General features: G+C 71.1%; 22 protein-coding genes. 6 read left to right on the forward strand and 16 right to left on the reverse strand.

Annotated elements, in window-relative coordinates; all coding sequences use genetic code 11:
- From Q0C12_RS05650 to Q0C12_RS05670, 5 genes are all read right to left on the reverse strand, one after another.
- The coding region (locus Q0C12_RS05650) for a hypothetical protein (protein ID WP_290887413.1) at window positions 1-512 on the reverse strand (512 nt) is incomplete at its 3' end.
- A 77-nt stretch (window positions 513-589) separates the two neighbouring features.
- Window positions 590-2,005 carry a hypothetical protein gene (locus tag Q0C12_RS05655; RefSeq protein WP_290887418.1) on the reverse strand — a complete coding sequence of 472 codons (1,416 nt, stop codon included), beginning with the start codon at window positions 2,003-2,005 and terminating at the stop codon, window positions 590-592.
- Entirely contained in the window at window positions 2,002-2,829 is an 828-nt protein-coding gene (locus tag Q0C12_RS05660) for a serine hydrolase (RefSeq protein WP_290887420.1), read from the reverse strand. Before Q0C12_RS05660 ends, Q0C12_RS05655 begins: the two co-directional genes overlap by 4 nt.
- Before the next feature lie 4 nt (window positions 2,830-2,833).
- Window positions 2,834-3,916, reverse strand: a complete 1,083-nt coding sequence (locus Q0C12_RS05665) for a DUF3617 family protein (protein WP_290887422.1) — start codon at window positions 3,914-3,916, stop codon at window positions 2,834-2,836.
- A gap of 116 nt (window positions 3,917-4,032) precedes the next feature.
- The gene (locus Q0C12_RS05670; RefSeq protein ID WP_290887425.1) at window positions 4,033-5,286 is read right to left on the reverse strand and encodes a 6-phosphofructokinase; all 1,254 of its coding nucleotides are present in this window, start codon (window positions 5,284-5,286) and stop codon (window positions 4,033-4,035) included.
- A gap of 139 nt (window positions 5,287-5,425) precedes the next feature.
- Between Q0C12_RS05670 and Q0C12_RS05675 the strand changes: the two genes are divergently transcribed.
- Genes Q0C12_RS05675 through Q0C12_RS05685 form a run of 3 tightly spaced genes read left to right on the forward strand, consistent with a single transcriptional unit; the run spans window position 5,426 to window position 7,994 of the window.
- Window positions 5,426-6,004 carry an adenylate kinase gene (locus Q0C12_RS05675; protein WP_290887428.1) on the forward strand — a complete coding sequence of 193 codons (579 nt, stop codon included), beginning with the start codon at window positions 5,426-5,428 and terminating at the stop codon, window positions 6,002-6,004.
- Window positions 6,005-6,042: 38 nt separating this feature from the next.
- Window positions 6,043-7,401: a UDP-N-acetylmuramate:L-alanyl-gamma-D-glutamyl-meso-diaminopimelate ligase gene (mpl, locus tag Q0C12_RS05680; RefSeq protein WP_290887430.1), complete on the forward strand. Its 1,359-nt coding sequence runs from the start codon at window positions 6,043-6,045 to the stop codon at window positions 7,399-7,401.
- On the forward strand, window positions 7,398-7,994 hold the full coding sequence (locus Q0C12_RS05685) for an LON peptidase substrate-binding domain-containing protein (RefSeq protein WP_290887472.1): 597 nt from the start codon (window positions 7,398-7,400) through the stop codon (window positions 7,992-7,994). The genes mpl and Q0C12_RS05685 overlap by 4 nt, the downstream gene beginning before the upstream one ends.
- A 6-nt stretch (window positions 7,995-8,000) precedes the next feature.
- On the opposite strand, the gene Q0C12_RS05690 is transcribed toward Q0C12_RS05685, so the two are convergent.
- Window positions 8,001-10,004 (reverse strand): bifunctional DedA family/phosphatase PAP2 family protein, encoded by a 2,004-nt coding sequence (locus Q0C12_RS05690; protein WP_290887433.1) that lies wholly within the window; start codon window positions 10,002-10,004, stop codon window positions 8,001-8,003.
- 67 nt (window positions 10,005-10,071) lie between these two features.
- On the opposite strand from Q0C12_RS05690, the gene Q0C12_RS05695 reads away from it, so the two are divergent.
- Window positions 10,072-10,920 carry an NAD(P)-dependent oxidoreductase gene (locus tag Q0C12_RS05695; RefSeq protein WP_290887436.1) on the forward strand — a complete coding sequence of 283 codons (849 nt, stop codon included), beginning with the start codon at window positions 10,072-10,074 and terminating at the stop codon, window positions 10,918-10,920.
- Entirely contained in the window at window positions 10,917-11,336 is a 420-nt protein-coding gene (locus tag Q0C12_RS05700) for a VOC family protein (protein ID WP_290887439.1), read from the forward strand. Before Q0C12_RS05695 ends, Q0C12_RS05700 begins: the two co-directional genes overlap by 4 nt.
- Before the next feature lie 19 nt (window positions 11,337-11,355).
- Here Q0C12_RS05700 and Q0C12_RS05705 read toward each other — a convergent pair whose 3' ends face one another.
- The 8 genes from Q0C12_RS05705 to thiE all read right to left on the reverse strand — a co-directional run bounded on the left by Q0C12_RS05705 (window position 11,356) and on the right by thiE (window position 17,563).
- Complete coding sequence (locus Q0C12_RS05705) at window positions 11,356-12,060, reverse strand: Crp/Fnr family transcriptional regulator (RefSeq protein ID WP_290887442.1); 705 nt, start codon at window positions 12,058-12,060, stop codon at window positions 11,356-11,358.
- A 130-nt stretch (window positions 12,061-12,190) separates the two neighbouring features.
- Window positions 12,191-12,505, reverse strand: a complete 315-nt coding sequence (locus Q0C12_RS05710; RefSeq protein ID WP_290887445.1) for a helix-turn-helix domain-containing protein — start codon at window positions 12,503-12,505, stop codon at window positions 12,191-12,193.
- An 8-nt stretch (window positions 12,506-12,513) separates the two neighbouring features.
- On the reverse strand, window positions 12,514-12,909 hold the full coding sequence (locus Q0C12_RS05715; protein ID WP_290887448.1) for a cyclic nucleotide-binding domain-containing protein: 396 nt from the start codon (window positions 12,907-12,909) through the stop codon (window positions 12,514-12,516).
- Between the two features lie 114 nt (window positions 12,910-13,023).
- Window positions 13,024-13,878 (reverse strand): ion transporter, encoded by an 855-nt coding sequence (locus Q0C12_RS05720; RefSeq protein WP_290887451.1) that lies wholly within the window; start codon window positions 13,876-13,878, stop codon window positions 13,024-13,026.
- Window positions 13,875-15,005 carry a PLP-dependent aspartate aminotransferase family protein gene (locus Q0C12_RS05725; protein ID WP_290887454.1) on the reverse strand — a complete coding sequence of 377 codons (1,131 nt, stop codon included), beginning with the start codon at window positions 15,003-15,005 and terminating at the stop codon, window positions 13,875-13,877. The genes Q0C12_RS05720 and Q0C12_RS05725 overlap by 4 nt, the downstream gene beginning before the upstream one ends.
- On the reverse strand, window positions 15,002-15,625 hold the full coding sequence (locus tag Q0C12_RS05730) for an HAD-IA family hydrolase (RefSeq protein WP_290887457.1): 624 nt from the start codon (window positions 15,623-15,625) through the stop codon (window positions 15,002-15,004). Before Q0C12_RS05730 ends, Q0C12_RS05725 begins: the two co-directional genes overlap by 4 nt.
- Window positions 15,622-16,914 (reverse strand): glutamate-1-semialdehyde 2,1-aminomutase, encoded by a 1,293-nt coding sequence (hemL, locus tag Q0C12_RS05735; RefSeq protein ID WP_290887460.1) that lies wholly within the window; start codon window positions 16,912-16,914, stop codon window positions 15,622-15,624. Before hemL ends, Q0C12_RS05730 begins: the two co-directional genes overlap by 4 nt.
- Before the next feature lie 4 nt (window positions 16,915-16,918).
- Window positions 16,919-17,563 (reverse strand): thiamine phosphate synthase, encoded by a 645-nt coding sequence (thiE, locus tag Q0C12_RS05740; RefSeq protein ID WP_290887462.1) that lies wholly within the window; start codon window positions 17,561-17,563, stop codon window positions 16,919-16,921.
- Window positions 17,564-17,620: 57 nt separating this feature from the next.
- Between thiE and Q0C12_RS05745 the strand changes: the two genes are divergently transcribed.
- Window positions 17,621-17,812 (forward strand): rubredoxin, encoded by a 192-nt coding sequence (locus Q0C12_RS05745; RefSeq protein WP_290887464.1) that lies wholly within the window; start codon window positions 17,621-17,623, stop codon window positions 17,810-17,812.
- Between the two features lie 25 nt (window positions 17,813-17,837).
- Here the strand turns inward: Q0C12_RS05745 and Q0C12_RS05750 are convergent, their stop codons facing one another.
- Window positions 17,838-18,683 carry a SirB1 family protein gene (locus Q0C12_RS05750; RefSeq protein ID WP_290887466.1) on the reverse strand — a complete coding sequence of 282 codons (846 nt, stop codon included), beginning with the start codon at window positions 18,681-18,683 and terminating at the stop codon, window positions 17,838-17,840.
- 31 nt (window positions 18,684-18,714) lie between these two features.
- Window positions 18,715-19,170 carry a DUF192 domain-containing protein gene (locus Q0C12_RS05755; protein WP_290887469.1) on the reverse strand — a complete coding sequence of 152 codons (456 nt, stop codon included), beginning with the start codon at window positions 19,168-19,170 and terminating at the stop codon, window positions 18,715-18,717.
- Between the last annotated feature and the right edge of the window lie 210 nt (window positions 19,171-19,380).

A 19,380-nucleotide genomic window follows, 5' to 3' on the forward strand; every position in this document is an offset into this window, starting at 1 on the left:
TCGGGTTCGGGCGCCTGGCCGGGGTCCGCGGGTTCCGGCAAGACGGGCAGTTCGACCGCGTCGCGAAGCTTCGCGGTCACCCGGCTGCCCGCCGGGAAGACTTTCTCGCCGCCGCGGATCATCAGCGCCGCCGGCGCGAACGCCACCGCGACGCCATTGACCGTGCGCGTACGGTCCTTGCCCACCACCGGGGCCTCGGGCTTGAGTCCGCGCAGCGCCAGCACCTGGTCGCCCAGGGTGAGCGTGCGGGCTGCGAGCACCAGCTCGCCGGGCTGGCCGCTGCCGCGGGCGCGGTCGGCATGCACCACTTCGCCGGCCACCGGCGCGCCCGCCGGAACCAGCAGTTGCCCGTCGATGAGCAAGGGCTCGGCCACGCGCATGGCAAAGGCGTGGCCGCGGTGGTGGTTGCGCGAGTCGAGCGACTCCACCAATTCGAGACTGAGCTCGGTGCCCGCTGGTACGGTGACGTGCGTGGCCCGCTCCGGGTCCTGCGCCTGCGCGAAGGGCGACATCAGGAGCCACAGGCAAGCGATTTGGGCGGCGAACCGAGGGTGTGACATGGCGTGGGCCACGAGTGGAAATGCGGACACTAGCAGTCGCATTCGCCAGGCAACAAGCCGAACTTGCCCGCTTGACGCCGGCCGTTGCCGGCGTCGCAGGCGGGGTCCGGTCCCGCCGGCGGCAGGAGCGACAGGTTGATCCGCGCCTGCGCGTGGCCGGGGTCGCGCGCCAGCGCGCAGGCGTAGGCGCGCCGCGCCCCCTCGACATCACCGGCCTGCCCGCGGGCCCAGCCCAGGTTGCTCCAGGCCCGGGCCTTGCCGGGCGAGGCCGCCGCCGTGGCGGTCCACAGGGCCAGTTCGCTGCGATAGTCCTCGTTGCGGGCCCGGGTGGCACTGGCCAGCACCAGGGCCAGCAAGAGCAGCACGCCCCCCGCCAGCCGGCGCTCGGCCACCCCGGCCAGCGCGGCGACCGCGGCCAGGGCGACACCGGGCAGGACGAGGTAGAGATGCCGGTCGTTGGCGAGATCCAGCCGCGGCAGCAGCGACTGGGTCGGAACCAGCTGCAGCAGCGTCCAGGCGATCGCGAAGCCCAGCCAGGGCCGGCGCCCCCGCGCGAGCACGGCCAGGCCCGCCGCGGCCAGGCCGGACAACGCGAACCCGATGGCGTGCGGGACTACGGCGTCCGGCACGCGCAGGTCCGGGTCCAGGTTCGTCCGAAGGCCGAACAGGCTGTGTCCGAACAGATGCCCGGCGGCGACCGACTGCCCCGCAAGCTGCTCCGCGAAGCCGCGCACCTGCAGACTGGTGCCGAAGAAGTCGCCATAACCTGGCCACGCCATGGCCAGTCCCGCCGCCAGCGCCAGCACCAGCCAATGACCCGCCAGCCCGCGCAGCGCTTCGCGCGGCGAGTCCCCGGCGAACCACGCCAGCAGCGCCAGCGCGAAAGGCAGGGTTACCGCCGTTTCGCGCACGCCCAGCGCCGCCGCGAACAACAGCGGCGACAGCGCCCGCCAGGCGCCGCCCAAGCCGCGCTCCCGCACATGGACGTGCGTCCAAAGTGCGGCGAGGTAGAACAGCGCCATCAGCGACTGCGAACGTCCGCTGACATAGGTCACCGCCTCGGTGGCCGCGGGATGCAGGGCGAACAGCAGCGCAACGCACCACGCCGCCGACCCGGGGTCCGGCAGGCCTGGCGCCAGGCGCGCCAGCCACTGGCGCGACACCGCCCAGGCCAGCAGCGCATTAAAGCCGTGCAGGGAGAGGTTGGTCGCGTGGAATCCGGCCGCCGTCAGCGACCGCGACCAGTCCAGCGCATAGCTGAGCTTGAGCAGCGGCCGGATGCCCGGCATCGAGGCCCACCACGCCGCCAGCCCGTGCACGCGCGGGTTGTCGACGATCACGTGGAAGTCGTCGAAGTGGAAGGGTGCGGCCAGGGCCGCGGCGTAGGCCCAGGTGATCGCCAGCAGCAGTGCCGCCGCGCCGGCGAGGCGCCCGGCCCGGCTCATGGCGCGGGGGCGCGCGCCCGGCGGGCGTGGTCGAAGGCCAGCTCCATCAGCGCCACGGTGTCCCACCAGCGATCCGGCGCGTGCAGCATCACCACCAGCACTTCGTCCTCGCCGCGGCGCGCCAGCGCCACCAGGCAGCGGCCCGCACCCGGCGTGTAGCCGGTCTTGATGCCGAGCGCGCCTTCGAACTGCTGCAGCAGGGCATTGGTGGTGTCCATGGCGAAGTCGCGGCCATCCGGGCTGCGGAAGGCCACGCGCGTCTTTGCGACGGTGTCGGCGATGCGCGGCTGGGCCATCGCGGCGCGCGCCAGCGCCGCCAGGTCGCGCGTGCTGCTGGCCTGGCCCGGGGCGTCGTGCCCGCAGGCGTTGGCGAAGGTGGTTTCGTGCAGCCCCAACTCGGCCGCGCGTGCGTTCATGCGGGCGACGAAGCGCGGCAGGTCGCCGCCGTGCCAGTCGGCCAGCGCGCGGCAGGCGTCGTTGGCCGAGCGCACCAGCATCGCGTCGAACAGGTCCGAGGCGCGCATGCGCTCACCGGCGCGCAGGCCGATGCGCGAGCCGGTGGCGCGCGCGGCGGCGGGGCTGACCACGAGCGCCTGGTCCAGGTCCGCCGACTCGGCGAGCAGCAGCGCGGTCATCAGCTTCGCCAGGCTGGCCATCGGCAGGCGCTGGCGGTCGCCGCCGGCCCAGACCGGCCGGCCATTGATCTCGACGCGATACGCGCGCGCGACGTCCGGGAAGGCGTCGGTCGGCGCCGTGGCCGGCGCCGACGCGTGGACGGTCGTGCCGGCCAGGCCCAGCAGCACGGCCAGCGCGAACCCGCGCATGCGATCAGTCCTCGCCGGTCAGCTTGTCCTTGGCATCGCGCAGGCGATCGCGCCAGGAGGGCTTCTTCGCTGCATCCTCGGCCGCGGGCGCGGTCGTCGGTGCCGCCGCCGGCGACGGCGCGGCCGCGCCGGCATTGCGCTGCTGCAGCTGGCCGCCGGCATAGCGGCCGCAGAAGTTCGCGTAGGGGGAGGCGCGCATCGCGGTGTAGTCGCGGCCGGCACAATGCGCGGCGGCCGCGGCCTTGGCCTGCGCCGGGCAGCTGGCGACCACGAACTCGGCGTCCTTGCGCGGGTCGGCGCCGGCGCAGGCCTTCGCCACCAGGTTCGGGCAGTACCCGGTGATGAAGGCGAAGTCGCGGCTCTTCTCCGCCATCGGGCAGGCCTTGGCCAGCGCCGCCTGGCGCGGCGTGCCGCAGGCCGCGAACGCGTCCCAGAAGCTGGCCAGGCCGGCCGGCGACTGCTTGAGGATGTCGTCGTTGGTGCGGATGAACTCCGGATTCACCGATTGCGCCAGCATGGCGCTGCAGTAGCGCGGCTTGTAGGTCGCGCAGACGGCGTTGGGGCCGGCGAAGCTCTGGTAGGCCATCGGCGAGGGCTGGCGAAGCATGTCTTCGCAGGTCTTGGCGATCATCGCGGCGCCCTGGGCGGCCGGCGATTCAGTGGCGTAGTTGCAGTCGCGGATCTTCTTGCCCTCGAAGTCCATGGTCATGTCGACCGGCTGGCCCTCCATGTTGCCCTTCATCTGCATGCGGCCGCGGTAGGCATCCGGGCCCAGGCGCTCGAACTCGCCGCGCGCGGTCATCGGGTTCTCGCCGCGGCAGGCCATGTCGAAACTCGACTTGTTGCCGGACACGCGGAAGTTGCTGATGGTGCAGTTCTCGTCGTGCGGCACCATCTTCTCGCTGGCCTGGTCCTTCGGGCCGCAGACGTCCACCGTGGTCGCCGGCATGGAGAAGGGCATGCCCACCATCTCCATCTTCGAGGTGACGCGGTAGAGATTGCCGCTGCCCGCCTGCGAGAGGGCGGTGCCCGCGGACACGAGGCCCAGCGCGGCGGCCAGGGCGAGGAAGGGGCGGATGGACTTCAAGGGAGCTCTCCGGGAACGAGGTGGGCGCAAAGGGTGCGTATGCTCCCAGCGGCCTTTCGTTCCCGGATGTGCCGGCGGTCACCGTGCCATCCGGGCCGGAGGGCACGGCCTGGGGATCAGCCGTAGGGCGGTAGTTTCTTCGCCACGGTCGTCAGCTTGAGACGAACGTAATCGGGCAGGCCGTCCGGACGGTACGGCGGCGGCGCCTCGCCCCGCACCAGGGGTTCGAGGTACTGGCGGCAGGCGGCGGTGATGCCGTAGCCGCTGCGGTCGATGAATCCCTTGGGCATGGTCTTCTCGCGGTTGGCGATGCGCGCCACCGGGGCGGCCTCGACCTTCCAGCGATAGGGTTCCTGCGAGGTCCGCACGATCACCGGCATCACGCCATTGCGGCCTTCCAGCGCGTAGTCCACGGCGGCCCGGCCGACGGCCAGGGCGTGCTCGAGGTCGGTCTTCGAGGCCAGGTGGCGGGCCGAGCGCTGAAGGTAGTCGGGCACCGTCCAGTGCACCTTAAGGCCCAGCTTGTCCTTCACCGTGGCGGCCAGCAGCGGGCCGACGCCGCCCAGCTGGCTGTGGCCGAAAGCGTCCTTGCCGCCGCCGGCATCGGCCACGAAGCGGCCGTCCGGGTGGCGGATGCCCTCGGACACGACCACCACGCACCAGCCGACCTTCTTCACGACGGCCTGCACCCGGTCGAGGAACTTCGCCTCGTCATAGGCGACCTCGGGGAACAGGATGACCTGGGGCGCGGCGTCCTTTTCGGTGGCGGCCAGGCCCGCGGCCGCGGCCAGCCAGCCGGCGTGCCGGCCCATCACTTCGTAGACGAAGACCTTGGTCGAGGTGTCGGCCATCGCCGCCACGTCGAGGGCGGCTTCGGCCACCGAGACGGCGGTGTACTTGGCCGCGGAACCGAAGCCCGGGCAGCAGTCGGTGACCACCAGGTCGTTGTCGACCGTCTTGGGCACGCCGATGCAGGTGAGCGGGTAGCCGGTGGCGGCCGCCATCTGCGAGAGCTTCAGGGCGGTGTCGGCCGAATCGTTGCCGCCGTTGTAGAGGAACCAGCGCACGTCGTGGGCGTCGAACACGTCCAGCAGGCGCTGGTACTTGGGCTGGTCTTCTTCCAGCGACTTGAGCTTGTAGCGGCAGGACCCGAAGGCCCCGCCCGGGGTATGGGCCAGGGCCCGGATCGCGGCCGGGGATTCCTTGGAGGTATCCACCAGGTCCTCGCGCAGGGCGCCGAGGATGCCGTTGCGGGCGGCCAGCACCTTGACCTTGCGGCCGCGGGCGGCCTGGATCACCGCGCTGGCGGTGGCGTTGATGACGGCGGTGACCCCGCCGGACTGGGCGTAGAGGAGCGTTCCTTTGCTCATGGGTTTTTCCTGTTTTTCATTGACTTGGAGCGGCCCGGCCAGTAGCGTTTCCACATTCGCACGGCCAGTCAGCGGCCCCACTATAGCCAAACGGGGTGAGGACGGCGCCGTGCGTCCTTGTTTATAGGGGTTTTGAAGCATGCGACTGGTTCTCCTCGGCGCGCCCGGCTCGGGCAAGGGCACGCAGGCCACGCGCCTTCGCGAGCACCTGCAGGTGCCGCATATTTCCACCGGCGAACTGCTGCGCGCGGCCGTCAAGGCGGGCACCCCGCTGGGCCTGCAGGCGCAGGCGGTGATGGCCGCCGGCGAGCTGGTCTCCGACGAGATCGTGCTGGGCATGCTGGAAGAGCGCCTGACCGCCGGCGACACCGGCAACGGCTTCATCCTCGACGGTTACCCGCGCAACCTGGCCCAGGCCAATGCGCTCGACGCGCTGCTGGCGCGCCTGCAGCAGCCGGTGGACATCGCCGTGCAGCTGGACGTCGACACCGAGCTGCTGATCACCCGCCTCGCCGGCCGAGCCCAGGCCGAAGGCCGCGCCGACGACACCCCGGAAGCCGTGCGCAACCGCCTGAACGTCTACAACCAGGCCACCGCGCCGGTGGTGGATTTCTACCGCAACTCCGGCCGCCTGGCCTGCGTCGACGGCGTGGGCAGCATGGACGCCGTGCTCCAGCGCATCATCGAAGTGCTGGCGCCGACGCCCGACGTCGGCTGAGCGCCGCCGCGGTCCGCCGCGGCCCGCGCCTCGCACGCATGAAACTGCACATCCTCGGCATCTGCGGCACCTTCATGGGCGGCGTCGCCGCGCTCGCGCGCGAGCTGGGCCATGCCGTCGATGGTTCCGACCAAAACGTCTACCCGCCGATGTCCACCCAGCTCGAAGCGCTGGGTATCTCGCTGGCCTCGGGCTATTCCGCCGCGCACCTGGCCGCCGACACCGACGTGGTGGTGGTGGGCAACGCGCTCTCGCGCGGCAACCCCGCGGTCGAGCACGTTCTCGACCACGGCCTGAAGTACACCTCCGGCGCGCAGTGGCTGAGCGAGCACGTGCTGCCGGGCCGCGAGACGCTGGCCGTGGCCGGCACCCACGGCAAGACCACCACGACCTCGATCCTGGCCTGGCTGCTCGAGGCCGCCGGCCGCGACCCCGGCTTCCTGGTCGGCGGCGTGCCGGAGAACTTCGGGGTGTCGGCGCGCATCGGTTCCGGCCGCGAATTCGTGGTCGAGGCCGACGAGTACGACACCGCGTTCTTCGACAAGCGCAGCAAGTTCGTGCACTACCGGCCGACGGTGGCGATCCTCAACAACCTCGAGTTCGACCACGCCGACATCTTCCCGGACCTGGCCGCGATCCAGCGCCAGTTCCACCACATGGTGCGCATCGTGCCTGGTCGCGGCCGCCTGATCGTCAACGGCGAGGAAGCCAGCCTTCAGCAGGTGCTCGACATGGGATGCTGGACGCCGGTGGAGCGCTTCGGCCTGGACGGTGACTTCGACTGGACCGCGCGCCTGCGCGCGGCCGACGGCTCGCACTTCGACGTGCTGCATCGTGGCGAAGTGGTGGGAACGGTGCGCTGGTCGCTGTCCGGCCGGCACAGCGTGATGAACGGTCTGGCCGCGATCGCCGCCGCGAACGCCGTGGGCGCCGACCTGTCGCGCGCCATCCCCGCGCTGTCGGAGTTCGTCAGCGTGAAGCGGCGGATGGAGAAGCTGGGCGAGGCGCGCGGCGTCACCGTGTACGACGACTTCGCGCATCACCCGACCGCCATCCGCACCACGCTCGAAGGCCTGCGCGCGCGCGTGGGCAGCGCACGCATCCTGGTGGCGATGGAGCCGCGCAGCAATTCGATGCGGCTTGGCGCGCACGCGGCCGAGATTGCGCCCTCGCTGGCGCAGGCCGATGCGGTGGTGTTCCTGCACCGGCCCGAGCTGGCCTGGGACGCCGGCAAGGTCGTTGCCGCGCTGCGCGGCGAGGGCGAGGCGGTACCGGGCGTGGATGAACTCATCGCGGCGCTGGACGCGCGCGCGCAGCCTGGCGACCACGTCGTGTTCATGTCCAACGGCGGCTTCGAAGGCGCGCCCCGCCGCTTCCTGGCCACGCTGGCCGGCTGAGCGTGGACGCCCAGGAGCTGCCGCTGTTCCCGCTGTCGACCGTGCTGTTCCCCGGCGGACAGCTGTCGCTGCGCATTTTCGAGCCGCGCTACCTCGACCTGGTCAAACGCTGCGCGCGCAGCGGCGAGGGCTTCGGCATCTGCCTGATCCTGGACGGCCGCGAGGCCGGCGAACCGGCGATCCCGGCCGCACTCGGCACCGAGGCCGTGATCGTGGACTTCGCGATGACCGACGACGGCCTGCTGGGCATCACGGTCGAAGGCCGGCGCCGCTTCCACGTCGAGCGCACCCGCGTGCGCAACGACGGCCTGTTGCTCGGCGACGTGTCGTGGCGGCCCGAGCCCGCGCCGGCAACGCTGCGCGACGAGCACGCGCTGCTGTCGGTGCTGCTGGCGCGCATCCTCGACAAGGCCGGACACGAGCACGACGGCGTCGGCAAGGGCCGGCTGGCCGATGCCGCGCACGTGGGCTGGCGCCTGGCCGAATGGCTGCCGCTGGATCCAACCGAACGCCAGCAGCTGATGCAGCTCGACGACCCGCACGAGCGCCTGCAGTGGCTGCTGGGCCGGCTGCCCGATTTCCAGCCGGAATAACGCGCCTCAGCGCGACGCGGGCCGCAGGCGCAACACGCGCTGGCCATCGTCGGTGCGCGCCTCCAGCGCCGACTCGAGCCCCGGGGTGTCGCGGTGCAGCCCGTCGAGCAGCGCGTCTTCGCCCGGCTGCGCCTGCCAGTAGCTGAAGAAATCCAGCCGCCGCGTGAAGCGCAGCGTGTGCACCGTGCCTATCCACGCCGGCTCGCGGTCCGGCTGCAGCCGCAGCGGCGTCGCCCACAGCCGCAGCACCACCATCTCGCCGGGGTCGGCGCCCCGCCGCACCATCACCAGCGCCTCGGCGCGACCCTGGTGCGTGGCCGGCAGCACGGGCAGTTCGCGCGGCGTCACGTCCTTGTCCAGGGTTTGCAGCAGACCGGTCCAACCGCCGGTGCGGTAGTTCTCCCAGCCCGACAGCAGCAGGCGCGCGCGCACCGAATCCAGCGGACCGGCCAGCTGCACGTTCAGCGGCCAGGCGTCGCGGCCATGCAGTTCATTGCGGCGCGCGGGCAGCTGCTGCTGCCAGCCGTCGCGCCACCACGCCTCGCCGTCGACCTGCTCCGGCACCAGCGGCGGATCGAAGCGCGCCAGCAGGGTGTCGGCGCTGCGGCTGCCGTGCCAGGTGGCCATGCCAAGTATGGCGACGAAGAAAATGGTGGCCGTGGGCCGCACCCAGAACGAGCGCACCACGCGGCGCCGGTAGGCGATGCCGAGCGCGGCGATCCAGAGCAGGCCGAGCAGGATCCCGGCCAGCACGTCGCTGAGCCAGTGCGCGCCCAGGTAGAGCCGCGAGAACCCGAGCAGGGACACCGCCAGCGCCGCCACCACGTAGGGCCAGGCGCGCCGGCGCCCGGGCAGTTCGCGCGCGATCAGCACCGCGAAGAATCCGTAGACCACCGTCGCCATCGTCACCGATGCGGACGGGAAGCTGAAGCCCAGCACCGCGGTCGAGGCCGGCGGCTTGGGCATGTCCAGCAGGTAGCCCAGGAACCAGGTCAGCACCACCGCGAAGGCCGGCGCCGCCAGCCAGTGCCAGGCCGCGACGTGCCGGCGCCGCCACAGCAGCCAGCCGAACACGGCCAGCACCGCCGGCGTCAGCACCACCGCGTCACCGATCGTGGCGAGGAAGGCCATCGCGACGTCGGCCAGCGGGTTGCGCAGCCCGAACATCAGTTGGTGCACCGTCATGTCCAGCTGCGACGGTGCGCTGCCGCCACCGACCGAGATCAGGATCTGGAAGAAGCCCCAGCCAGCCGCCAGCAGCACCACGCCCAGCAGCAGCAGCGAGGCCGACTCCGGCCGGTTCGGATCGATGAGCGCTTCGGAGTAGCGGCCCAGCACCGGGTGCCGGTGCGACCAGGCCAGCGCGCGTTCGATCATGCCGGTGGTGTGCGCGCCCAGCCAGCGCCAGCTGTAGAACACGAAGGCCCAGATCGCCGCCACCAGCACCAGCACCACGGCGAGAACGACGGCGAGCCGGCCGGCGACCGCGGCCACCAGCTCCAGCGAGGTGCCGAACAGCCACCCCGGCGCCAGGAAGGTGGCCGACCACACCAGCGCCGCCAGCGCGCTGGCCGGCACGTACTGGCGCAGCTTCATCTTCAGCATGCCGGCGATGGCGGGCACGAACGGGCGGATGGCGCCGATGTAGCGTGCCATCACGATCGACTTCATGCCGTGGCGCTTGAAGGTGATTTCGCCGCGCTCGAGCCACTGCGGGTGCTTGTAGAAGGGCCAGTGCTGGCGCAGCTGCGGCCCGTAGCGGTGGCCCACCCAGTAGCTGATGCCGTCGCCGACGAAGGCGCCGAGCGTGGCGCAGGCAAGGGCATAGGTGCCGTCCACGTGGCCGAGGCCGACCAGGGTGCCGACCGCGAACAGCAGCGGCACCGCCGGAATGGCCACGCCGACGATGACCAGGGCGTCGCCGAAGGCGATCAGGAAGATGACCAGGCCCGCCGCGATCGGGTTTTGGCCGATCCAGGTGACCAGGGCATCCAGGCGGGCGGAATCCATGGCCGGGATTATAGGCTGGCCACCGCGTCCGCCGGTTTACACTGCGACGAAAGTTCAGGAGTCATCCATGTCCGACCTTCGCGGCAAGACCCTCTTCATCACCGGCGCCTCGCGCGGCATTGGCCTGGCCATCGCGCTGCGCGCGGCCCGGGACGGCGCCAACGTGGCCATTGCCGCCAAGTCCGGCGTGCCCAATCCCAAGCTGCCCGGCACCATCCACACGGCCGCGGCCGCGGTGGATGCGGCCGGCGGCCAGGGCCTGGCCCTGCAGTGCGACATCCGTGAAGAAGACCAGGTGCAGGCCGCGGTGGCCGCCACGGTCGCGCGCTTCGGCGGCATCGACATCCTGGTCAACAACGCCAGCGCGATCTGGCTCAAGGGCGCGCTCGAGACGCCGATGAAGCGCTTCGACCTGATGCAGCAGGTGAACAGCCGCGGCAGCTTCCTCTGCGCCCAGCACTGCCTGCCGCACCTGCTGCAGGCCGCCAACCCGCACATCCTCACGCTGGCGCCGCCGCCCAACCTCGATCCGAAGTGGTGGGGCCCGCACACCGGCTACACGCTGGCGAAGATGGGCATGAGCTTCGTGACCCTGGGCCTGGCCGCCGAGTTCGGCCCGCAGGGCGTCGCGGTGAACGCGCTCTGGCCGCGCACCGTGATCGCCACCGACGCCCTGAAGATGATTCCCGGCGTGCACGTGGAAGGCTGCCGCACGCCGGAGATCCTGGCCGACGCCGCGCACGCGGTGTTGACGACGCCTTCGGCAGGCTTCTCCGGTAACTTCCTGATCGACGAGGCGCTGCTGCGCGCGCGCGGCGTCACCGACTTCAGCCGCTATGCGGTGGACCCGTCACAGCCGCTGCTGCCGGACCTGTTCCTCGACGATCCCGAACTCGAGGAGGCCCTGCGCCGATGAGATACCTGCATGCGATGGTCCGCGTCCGCGACCTGGACGCGTCCCTGGCCTTCTACCGCGACGCCCTCGGGCTGGTGGAGACGCGGCGCCGGGACTACCCGCAGGGGCGCTTCACCCTGCTGTACCTGGCCGCGCCGGCGAACCCGGACGTGGAGGTCGAGCTGACCTTCAACTACGACGACGAGGACTACGGGTCGGCCCGCAACTTCGGCCACCTGGCCTTCGAGGTGGATGACATCTACGCCGCCTGCGAGCGGCTGCAGGCGCACGGTGTCGTCATCAACCGCCCGCCGCGCGATGGGCGCATGGCCTTCGTGCGCTCGCCCGACCTGGTCTCGATCGAATTGCTGCAGAAGGGCGAGGCCCTGGCCCCGGCCGAGCCGTGGGCGTCGATGCCCAACACCGGGCAATGGTGACCGCGCGCCTGCCGCGGGCCTAGCGCCGCGTCGGCGGCGGGCGCGAATCCCGGTAGCACTCGCAGGACAGGGCCTCCAGGCCCCTGCGGTGGAGCACCTGGATTTCGCCGCGCGAGTAGCTGATCACGCGTGCCCTCTGCATGGCCCCGGCGGCGATGGTGACGGCGCTGCGCTGAACACCCAGCATGTCGGCCAGCAGTTCGTGGGTCATGTGGAAATGGTCGGCGTGGGCGCGGTCGTGCAGCATCAGCAGCCAGCGCGCCAGCCGCGCCTGCACCTCGTGGAAGCTGTTGCAGGCCGCGGTGCGCGCCAGCTGCGCCAGCAGCGCCAACAGTTGGCGATGCACCGCACGCGCCAGCCGCGGGTTGGCCGCAAGCTCGCGCCGGAACCGGGCCGCCGGCATCCGCAGCGCCTGGCCCGGGCACTTGACGATGCCGAGCATCGGTTCCCCGCCGCCGACGCCCAGCGCCAACGACAGGCCCAGCATGCCCTCGCTGCCGACCAGGGCCATGTCCAGCGGCGGGTGGGCGCCGACCGAGGTCGCCAGCGCAATGCAGCCCGAAAGCGGGAAGCAGGCGTCGCGCAGCGGGCTGCCGGGCTGGCAGAGCAGGTTGCCGGGCACCAGGTCCACCGGGTTGCAGGCAGCGAGCAGGCTGCGCTGCTCCGCGCGCGGCAATCCGGCGATGAGCGCGTTCGCGAGCGGTTCGGGGACGGCCCCAGACAAGGCGAGCTCCTGGTGGACGGCAGGGCCTGGCGCGAGGAGGCTGCGCCGCCAGGGGCTCACCGGAGTGTGTGGCAGTCCGCCGGGTCGCTCTGTTCGATGCGACACACACGCGCCGCCTGCAGGGGCGGACTCATTCCTTCTTCGCGTAAGGCAGCAGGCGGTCGGTCTCACGCTTCACCACGGCATAGCACTCACAGCTGAGCTGTTCGAGCCGGGGCCGGTCCAGCACCGTGATCCGGCCGCGGGCGTAATTGATCACGCCGAGCTTCTGCAGCTTACTGGCGGACTCGGTGACGCCTTCGCGACGCACGCCCAGCATGTTGGCGATCAACTCCTGGGTCATCACCAGCCGATTGCCGGCCAGCCGGTCGAGCGACAGCAGCAGCCAGCGGCAAAGCTGCTGGTCGATGCTGTGGTGGCGGTTGCAGACGGCGGTTTGGGCCATCTGGGTGATCAGCGACGCGTGTAGCGCAGCATCAGCTGCTGCATGTCGCCGTCGCGGTGGAACTCTTCCTTGGTGCGCGCGCCCGCCAGCCGGAAGGCGTGGCCGGCGCTCTGAACGATGACGCGGCTGGGGGTGCTTTCGCCGCCCATGAACAGCGCCACGCCGACCACGCCCTCGTTGCCGACGACGGATATCTCGGCGGAAGCGCCGTTCTCCATCACGTACAGCAGGGAAACGATCGAATCGGTCGGGAAGTAGACGTGGCGCATGGTGTCGCCCGACTCGTACAGCACTTTGCCCAGCGGCAGGTCGACCGGCTCGAGCAAGGGGAAGATGCGCGCCTGCACGTCCGCCGGCAGGGCGGCGAGCAGGTGGTTCTGGGTCGGGGTGGAGCGGATATCCATGGGATCGGCTCCGGGCGGCGCCAGCCAGGTGCCGGCCGGGAAACTATAAATATCCCGGGGCGGCGGCATATGTACGGTACCGCACATATCGCCGTGGCGCGTGGCGCGGCGCTGTCAGACGAGCGGCAGTCCGGTCCCGCAGCGCCGGCAGTGGGCCGCATCGGTCTCGTGTTCGGCCAGGCCGCAGCCGGGGCAGGCGACCTTGCGGCGCTCGCGCAGTCCGGCCGCCAGTTCGGCGGTGTAGATGCCGGTGGGCACGGCGATGATGCCGTAGCCGATCAGGATCAGCACCGAGGTGACGAAGCGGCCCAGCGGCGTCATCGGCGTGATGTCGCCGAAGCCGACCGTGGCCATGGTGACGATGGCCCAGTACATCGCGATCGGGATGCTGGTGAAGCCGTTCCCAGGTCCTTCGACCACGTACATGGCCGCGCCGAAGATCACCACCACCGTCAGCACCGCCAGCAGGAAGACCGCGATCTTGCGCCGCGAGCGGTACAGCGCACCGATGAGGAGCCCGCCGGCCTCGGTGTACTCCATCAGCTTGAGCACGCGGAAGATGCGCAGGATGCGCAGTATCCGCACCACCAGCAGCGCCTGGCTGCCGGGCAGGAACAGCGAGAGGTAGGTGGGCAGGATCGACAGCAGGTCGATGACGCCGTAGAAGCTGCGCGCGTAGCGCAGCGGGTGCTTCACCACCGCCAGCCGAGCGAGGTACTCGGCGGTAAACAGCAGGGTGAAGCCCCATTCCAGCGCGTAGAACCACGTGCCCCAGCGCGCGTGCAGACCAGCCTCGCTGTCGAGGATCACGATGATGACGCTGGCGACGATCGCGCCGATCAGCAGCAGGTCGAAGCGCCGCGGGGCGCCCGGTTCGTGCCGGAAAATGATCTCGAACCAGCGCGCACGCCAGCCGCTTTCCGCCGCCGGCGAGAAGCGTTCGGCCAGCGGCGCCGGGCCGGGATTCACAGGGCGGCGTCCAGCGCCTGGCCGAAGTCGGCCAGCAGGTCGTCGGGGTGTTCCAGGCCCACGGAGACGCGCAGCAGGTTCTGCGCGGTGTGCGGGTTCGCGCCTTCGACCGAGGCGCGGTGCTCGACCAAGGTTTCCGGGCCGCCCAGCGAGGTGGCGTTGATGGCCAGCTTCAAGGCACCGGCCACCCGCAGTGCCGCCTCGCGGCCACCCTTGAGCTGGAAGCTGAGCATGCCGCCGAAGTCGGACATCTGGCGCGCGGCGACGGCGTGGTTCGGGTGCGTGGCCAGGCCCGGGTAATGCACGGCCTCGACCGCCGGGTGCGCGGCCAGCGTTTCGGCCAGCGCGCGTGCGTTCCGGCAGTGCCAGGCCAGGCGCGCCGGCAGCGAACGCGCGCCGCGCAGGATCAGCCAGGCGCTGAAGGGCGCCAGGATGTTGCCGGTGACGTGGCGACGGTGCGCCACGCGCGCGTGCAGGTCGTCGGCCTTGGCGAACACCAGCGCGCCGCCCATCACGTCGCTGTGGCCGCCGAGGTACTTGGTGGTGGAATGCATCACCACGTCGGCGCCCAGCGCCAGCGGCCGCTGCAGTACCGGCGTGGCGAAGGTGTTGTCGCAGGCGAGCAGCGCGCCGTGGGCGCGGGCGATCGCCGACAGCGCGGCCAGGTCGGTCACTTCGAGGCGCGGGTTGGACGGTGTCTCGGCCCAGATGAGCCGGGTCTCGGGGCGCAGCGCGGCGCGCACGGCCTCGGGGTTGCCCATGTCCACGGCGGTGGCGGTGACGCCGCGCTCGGGCAGGAATTCGTTGGCCAGGCTACGCAGGCCGGTGTAGCAATCGCGCGGGTAAAGGAAGTGGCTGCCCGGCGGCAGCGACTCCAGCAGGCAGTTCATCGCCGCCATGCCGGAACCGAAGGCCAGTGCCGCGGCGCCGCCCTCCATGGCCGCCAGCACGGTTTCCAGGCGGTCCTGCGTCGGGTTCTGTTCGCGCTGGTACTCGTAGCCCGCGCGGCGCTCGCCGGCCGGGCCGTGCTGGAAGGTGGTGGCGAGGTGGATCGGCGGCGCGACGGCGCCGGTTTCCTTGTCCGGTTCGCCGCCGGCGTGCACGGCCAGGGTTTCGATGCGGGTCATGCGGTTTGCTCCAGCAAGCGGTGGGTGATGAGCGCCGAGCGCAGGCTCGAACTGCCGGTGTAATGATGCGCCCTCAGGCCGGCGGCGCGGGCGCCGTTGGCGTTGGCGACCTTGTCGTCGATGAACAGCGCATCGCCGGGCGAAACGCCCAGCGCCGCGACGCACTCGCGATAGATCGCCGGGTCGGGCTTGCTCCGGCCAAACTGTGCGGAGCAGAACACCCGGCCGCGGAACAGCGGGAAGAGTGGCGGGTGCATCTGTTCAAGGTGGTCACGCAGCAGCAGCCCGTTGTTGGTGAGGATCGCCACGCCAGCCACGTCCGCGGCGGCCTTCGCCAAGGCCAGCACTTCCGGACGGGCCGACATGGCGTCGGATCGGGCGGCGATCCAGTCGTCCAGGGTCACGGCGGCGCCGAGTTCCTTCGACAGCGCCGCCAGCGTGCCGGGGATGTCCAGCACGCCCTGGTCGGCGGCCTTCTCGACGCCGGCGGTGAACAGGGCGCGGTGCGCGGCCTTGGGCGTGGTGCCGGTGCGTTCGGCCAGCGTCGCCAGCCGGCGGGCGTGGTCGTAGCCAACCAGCACGTCGTCGAGGTCGAACAGCACCAGCACCGGCGGGCTCATCCGGCGCGGACTTCCCGGAACGCCTCGCGCGCGGCTTCGAAGGTGTGCTGCAGCTCTGCCTCGCCGTGCGCCGAGGACAGGAAGCCGGCCTCGAAGGCCGACGGCGCGAAGTAGACGCCGCGCTTGAGCATGGCATGGAAGAAGCGCCTGAAGGCGCCGGCATCGCTGGCCATCGCATCGTCGAAGGTCTCGACCTGGCGATCGGTGAAATAGAGGCCGAACATGCCGCAGGTGCGGGTGGTGGTGACGGCGACGCCGGCCTCGCGCGCGGCGGCTTCCAGTCCGTCGCACAGTACGTGGGTATTGGCTTCGAGCTTCTCGTGGAAGCCCGGCGCCTGCACCAGCCCCAGCGTGGCCAGGCCGGCAGCCATCGCCACCGGGTTGCCGCTGAGCGTGCCGGCCTGGTAGATCGGGCCGGCCGGCGCGATCTGCTGCATGAGTTCCCGACGGCCGCCGTAGGCGCCGACCGGCATGCCGCCGCCGATGATCTTGCCGAAGGTGCTCAGGTCGGGCGTGACGCCATAGCGCGCCTGGGCGCCGCCGAGCGCGACGCGGAAGCCGGTCATAACCTCGTCGAAGATCAGCACCGCGCCGTGCTTCGTGCACAGTGCGCGCAGGTGCTGCAGGTAGCCCTCGCGCGGCAGGATGCAGTTGGCGTTGCCGACGATCGGCTCGACGATCACGCCGGCGATCTCGCCGCCGACGTCGTCGAACAGCTTCGTCGCGGCCTCGAAATCGTTGTACGGCAGCGTGAGCGTGAGGTCCGCCAGCGCCTTGGGCACGCCGGGCGAGTTCGGCAGGCCGAAGGTGAGTGCGCCGGAGCCGGCCTTCACCAGGAAGCTGTCGCCGTGGCCGTGGTAGCAGCCCTCGAACTTGACGATGCGGGTGCGGCCGGTGGCGCCGCGCGCCAGCCGGATCGCCGACAGCGTGGCCTCGGTGCCGGAGTTCACCATGCGCATCATTTCCATCGACGGCACCAGCTTGCGCACGGTCTCGGCCATGGTGACTTCCAGCGCATTGGGCACGCCGAAGCTCAGGCCGTCGACCATCGTGCGCGACACCGCCTCGAGCACGGCCGGATGCGCATGGCCGGCGATCATCGGGCCCCAGCTCCCGATGTAGTCCACGTAGCGATTGCCGTCCACGTCGATCAGGTAGGCGCCTTCGGCGCGCCTGGCGAAGAAGGGTTCGCCGCCGACCGACTTGAAGGCGCGCACGGGCGAGTTCACGCCGCCGGGCATGAGGTCGAGGGCGCGGGTGAAGAGGTCGTGGCTGGTCGCGGTGTTCATCGGTCTACTCGTTGGGAAGGGGGTCGAAGGCGCGGCGGTAGGCGCGCGCGGCGGCAGCGGGATCGGGTGCATCGAACACGCCGCCGATCACGGCCAGCAGGTCGGCGCCGGCCGCCACCAGGGTGGGGGCATTGTCCGGGGTGATGCCGCCGATGGCCACCCGCGGCAGCGCCAGCGAGACGCTGTCGGCCAGTAGCCGCAGGTCGGCCCGGCGCGCCAGCGGCTTGGTACCGGACGGGAAAAATGCGCCGAAGGCGACGTAGCTCGCCCCGGCCGCCGCCGCGCGTCGTGCGAGGTCGAGCTGGTCGTAGCAGGAGGCGCCCAGCAGCGCGGCGGGACCCAGCGCCCGGCGCGCTTCGGCCAGCGAACCGTCGTCCTGGCCGAGGTGGGCGCCGTCGGCCCCGGTCTCGGCGGCCAGGCGCCAGTCATCGTTGACCAGCAGCGGCAGGCCCAGCGCCCGGCAGGCGGGCAGCAGCGCCTCGATCTGGCGGCGTCGCTCGCCGGGCCCGGCGGCCTTGTTCCGGTACTGCAGCCACACCGGCCCTTCCGCCAGCACCGGCAGCACGCGTGCGAGGAAGCGGTCGGTATCGGGGTCGTCCGGGGTCAGCAGGTACAGGCCGCGGCGCGGCCAGCTTGACGGAGCGTTCATTTCGGGGCGGCCGGCATGGTGCGAGAATGATAGCCGTCCCCGAGTCGCGAGAATGAAATGAGCACGAGCACCACCGCCGCCTACCGCACCTGGATGTGCGTCGTCTGTGGCTTTATGTACAGCGAGGCCGATGGCTTGCCGGAGGAAGGCATCGCGCCGGGCACGCGTTGGGAAGACATCCCGGACACCTGGGTGTGCCCGGACTGCGGCGTCAGCAAGGACGACTTCGAGATGGTGCCGGCCGGCTGAGCCAGCCGTCCGCCAGTGCGCGCGCTCAGTTGAGGCGCGCGTTGCCGCTGCCCAGTTCGATCAGCGCCGTGCGCACGGCGTCCAGGTCCTCGGCTTCCGGCAGCAGCTGCAGGTAGCGGGCGAGGTCTTCGCGCGCCCCCTTCGCATAGCCCATTTCGCGATAGGCCAGCCCGCGGTCGCGCAGGGCTTCGGCGGTATCGGGAGAGAGCTTGAGCAGGCGGTCGGCGCTGCGCGCCACGCGCTCCCAGTCGCCGCGCTCGAGGTAGAGCCCCTTCAGGTTGCGCAGCATGCGCATCAGGATCATGCGGTGCGTCGCCGGGGCGAGGATCTGCAGCAGCTGCTGGTCGTCGGGCGCCTGGCCGCCGAGGTGCGGCGAAGCGCGCTCGCGCAGTTCATCCGCGCTGACGGGGCGGCCCTTGTTATAAGGGTCGAGCACCAGGATGCCGTCGTCCACCGGCAGCCGCACCAGGAAATGGCCCGGGAACGAAATGCCGTCGAGCGGCATGCCCAGGCGGCGCGTCACTTCCATCTGGATCACCGCCAGCGAAATCGGAATGCCCAGCTTCCGGTCGACGACCTGGTTGAGGTAGCTGTTGCGCGGGTCGTCGTACTGCACGTTGTTGCCCGCGAAGCCGATCTCCTCGAACAGGTAGCGGTTGATCGCAGTCAGGCGCGCGGGCAGGTCGATGTCCTGCTCCAGCTGCGGGCGAAGCGCAGAGGCGTAGGTGTCCACCTGCGCGGCGTAGCCAGCGGCGTCGAGATCGGGATACTCGTCGCGCGCGATCAGCAGGGCGGTGTCGAGCAGCGGCAGCTCGTCGTCGCCGAGCGTGGCGAGGGTGTTCCAGTCCGGCAGGGGATGCGTATTGGTCATGCCACCCATGTGGTTGCCCTCCGTTGTTGAATCAAGGTGCGCCACGCTCGGGGATGCCTGGGCCGAACACCAGTTCGTCGCCATCGGTGACCCCGAGGCGCGCGGCGGTGCCGGCGTTCAACTCCAAAACGTAGAGCGCGGGCGCGGCGCTGGGATAGGGCGGGCAGCGATCACCGAGCGAGCAGGGCGGGACGCCTTTGCGCGCGGAGACCAGTCGACGGTCCTGGTCGAAGTAGAGGATGTCGAGCGGGATGCGCGTGTTCTTCATCCAGAACGCGAGGGGCTGCTCGACGTCGTAAAGGAACAGCATGCCGGCGTCGGCCGCCATCTGGTCGCGGAACATCAGGCCGCGGTTGCGCTCCGCCTCGTCGTCGGCGATCTCCACGCTGAAGCGCTCGCCACGCAGCTCCACCCAGGGCTTCCCGGCCGCGGCGCAGCCCGCCAGTGGCACCAGCAGCAGGCTCAGGAGGGCGGTAGGCAGGCGCATGGGTGGCTCCGGAAGGCGTTGCCCCGACGTTCGGTGATGGCCATCGGGACTGTCAAGCGAAACGGGGGCTTCCCAAAGCCGGTGGCTTCATCTATTCTTCGCGGCCCTTCACCGCCCGGCCTTGTTCGGCTGGCGGCGGGGGAGGAAAAAAGGGCGGTTTGGGGTGTTGACGTCCTTGGAACTTGCTCTATAATGTGCGGCTCCCTCGGG

Origin of the sequence: Arenimonas sp., assembly GCF_022842045.1 — a bacterium.
Lineage (GTDB): Bacteria > Pseudomonadota > Gammaproteobacteria > Xanthomonadales > Xanthomonadaceae > Arenimonas.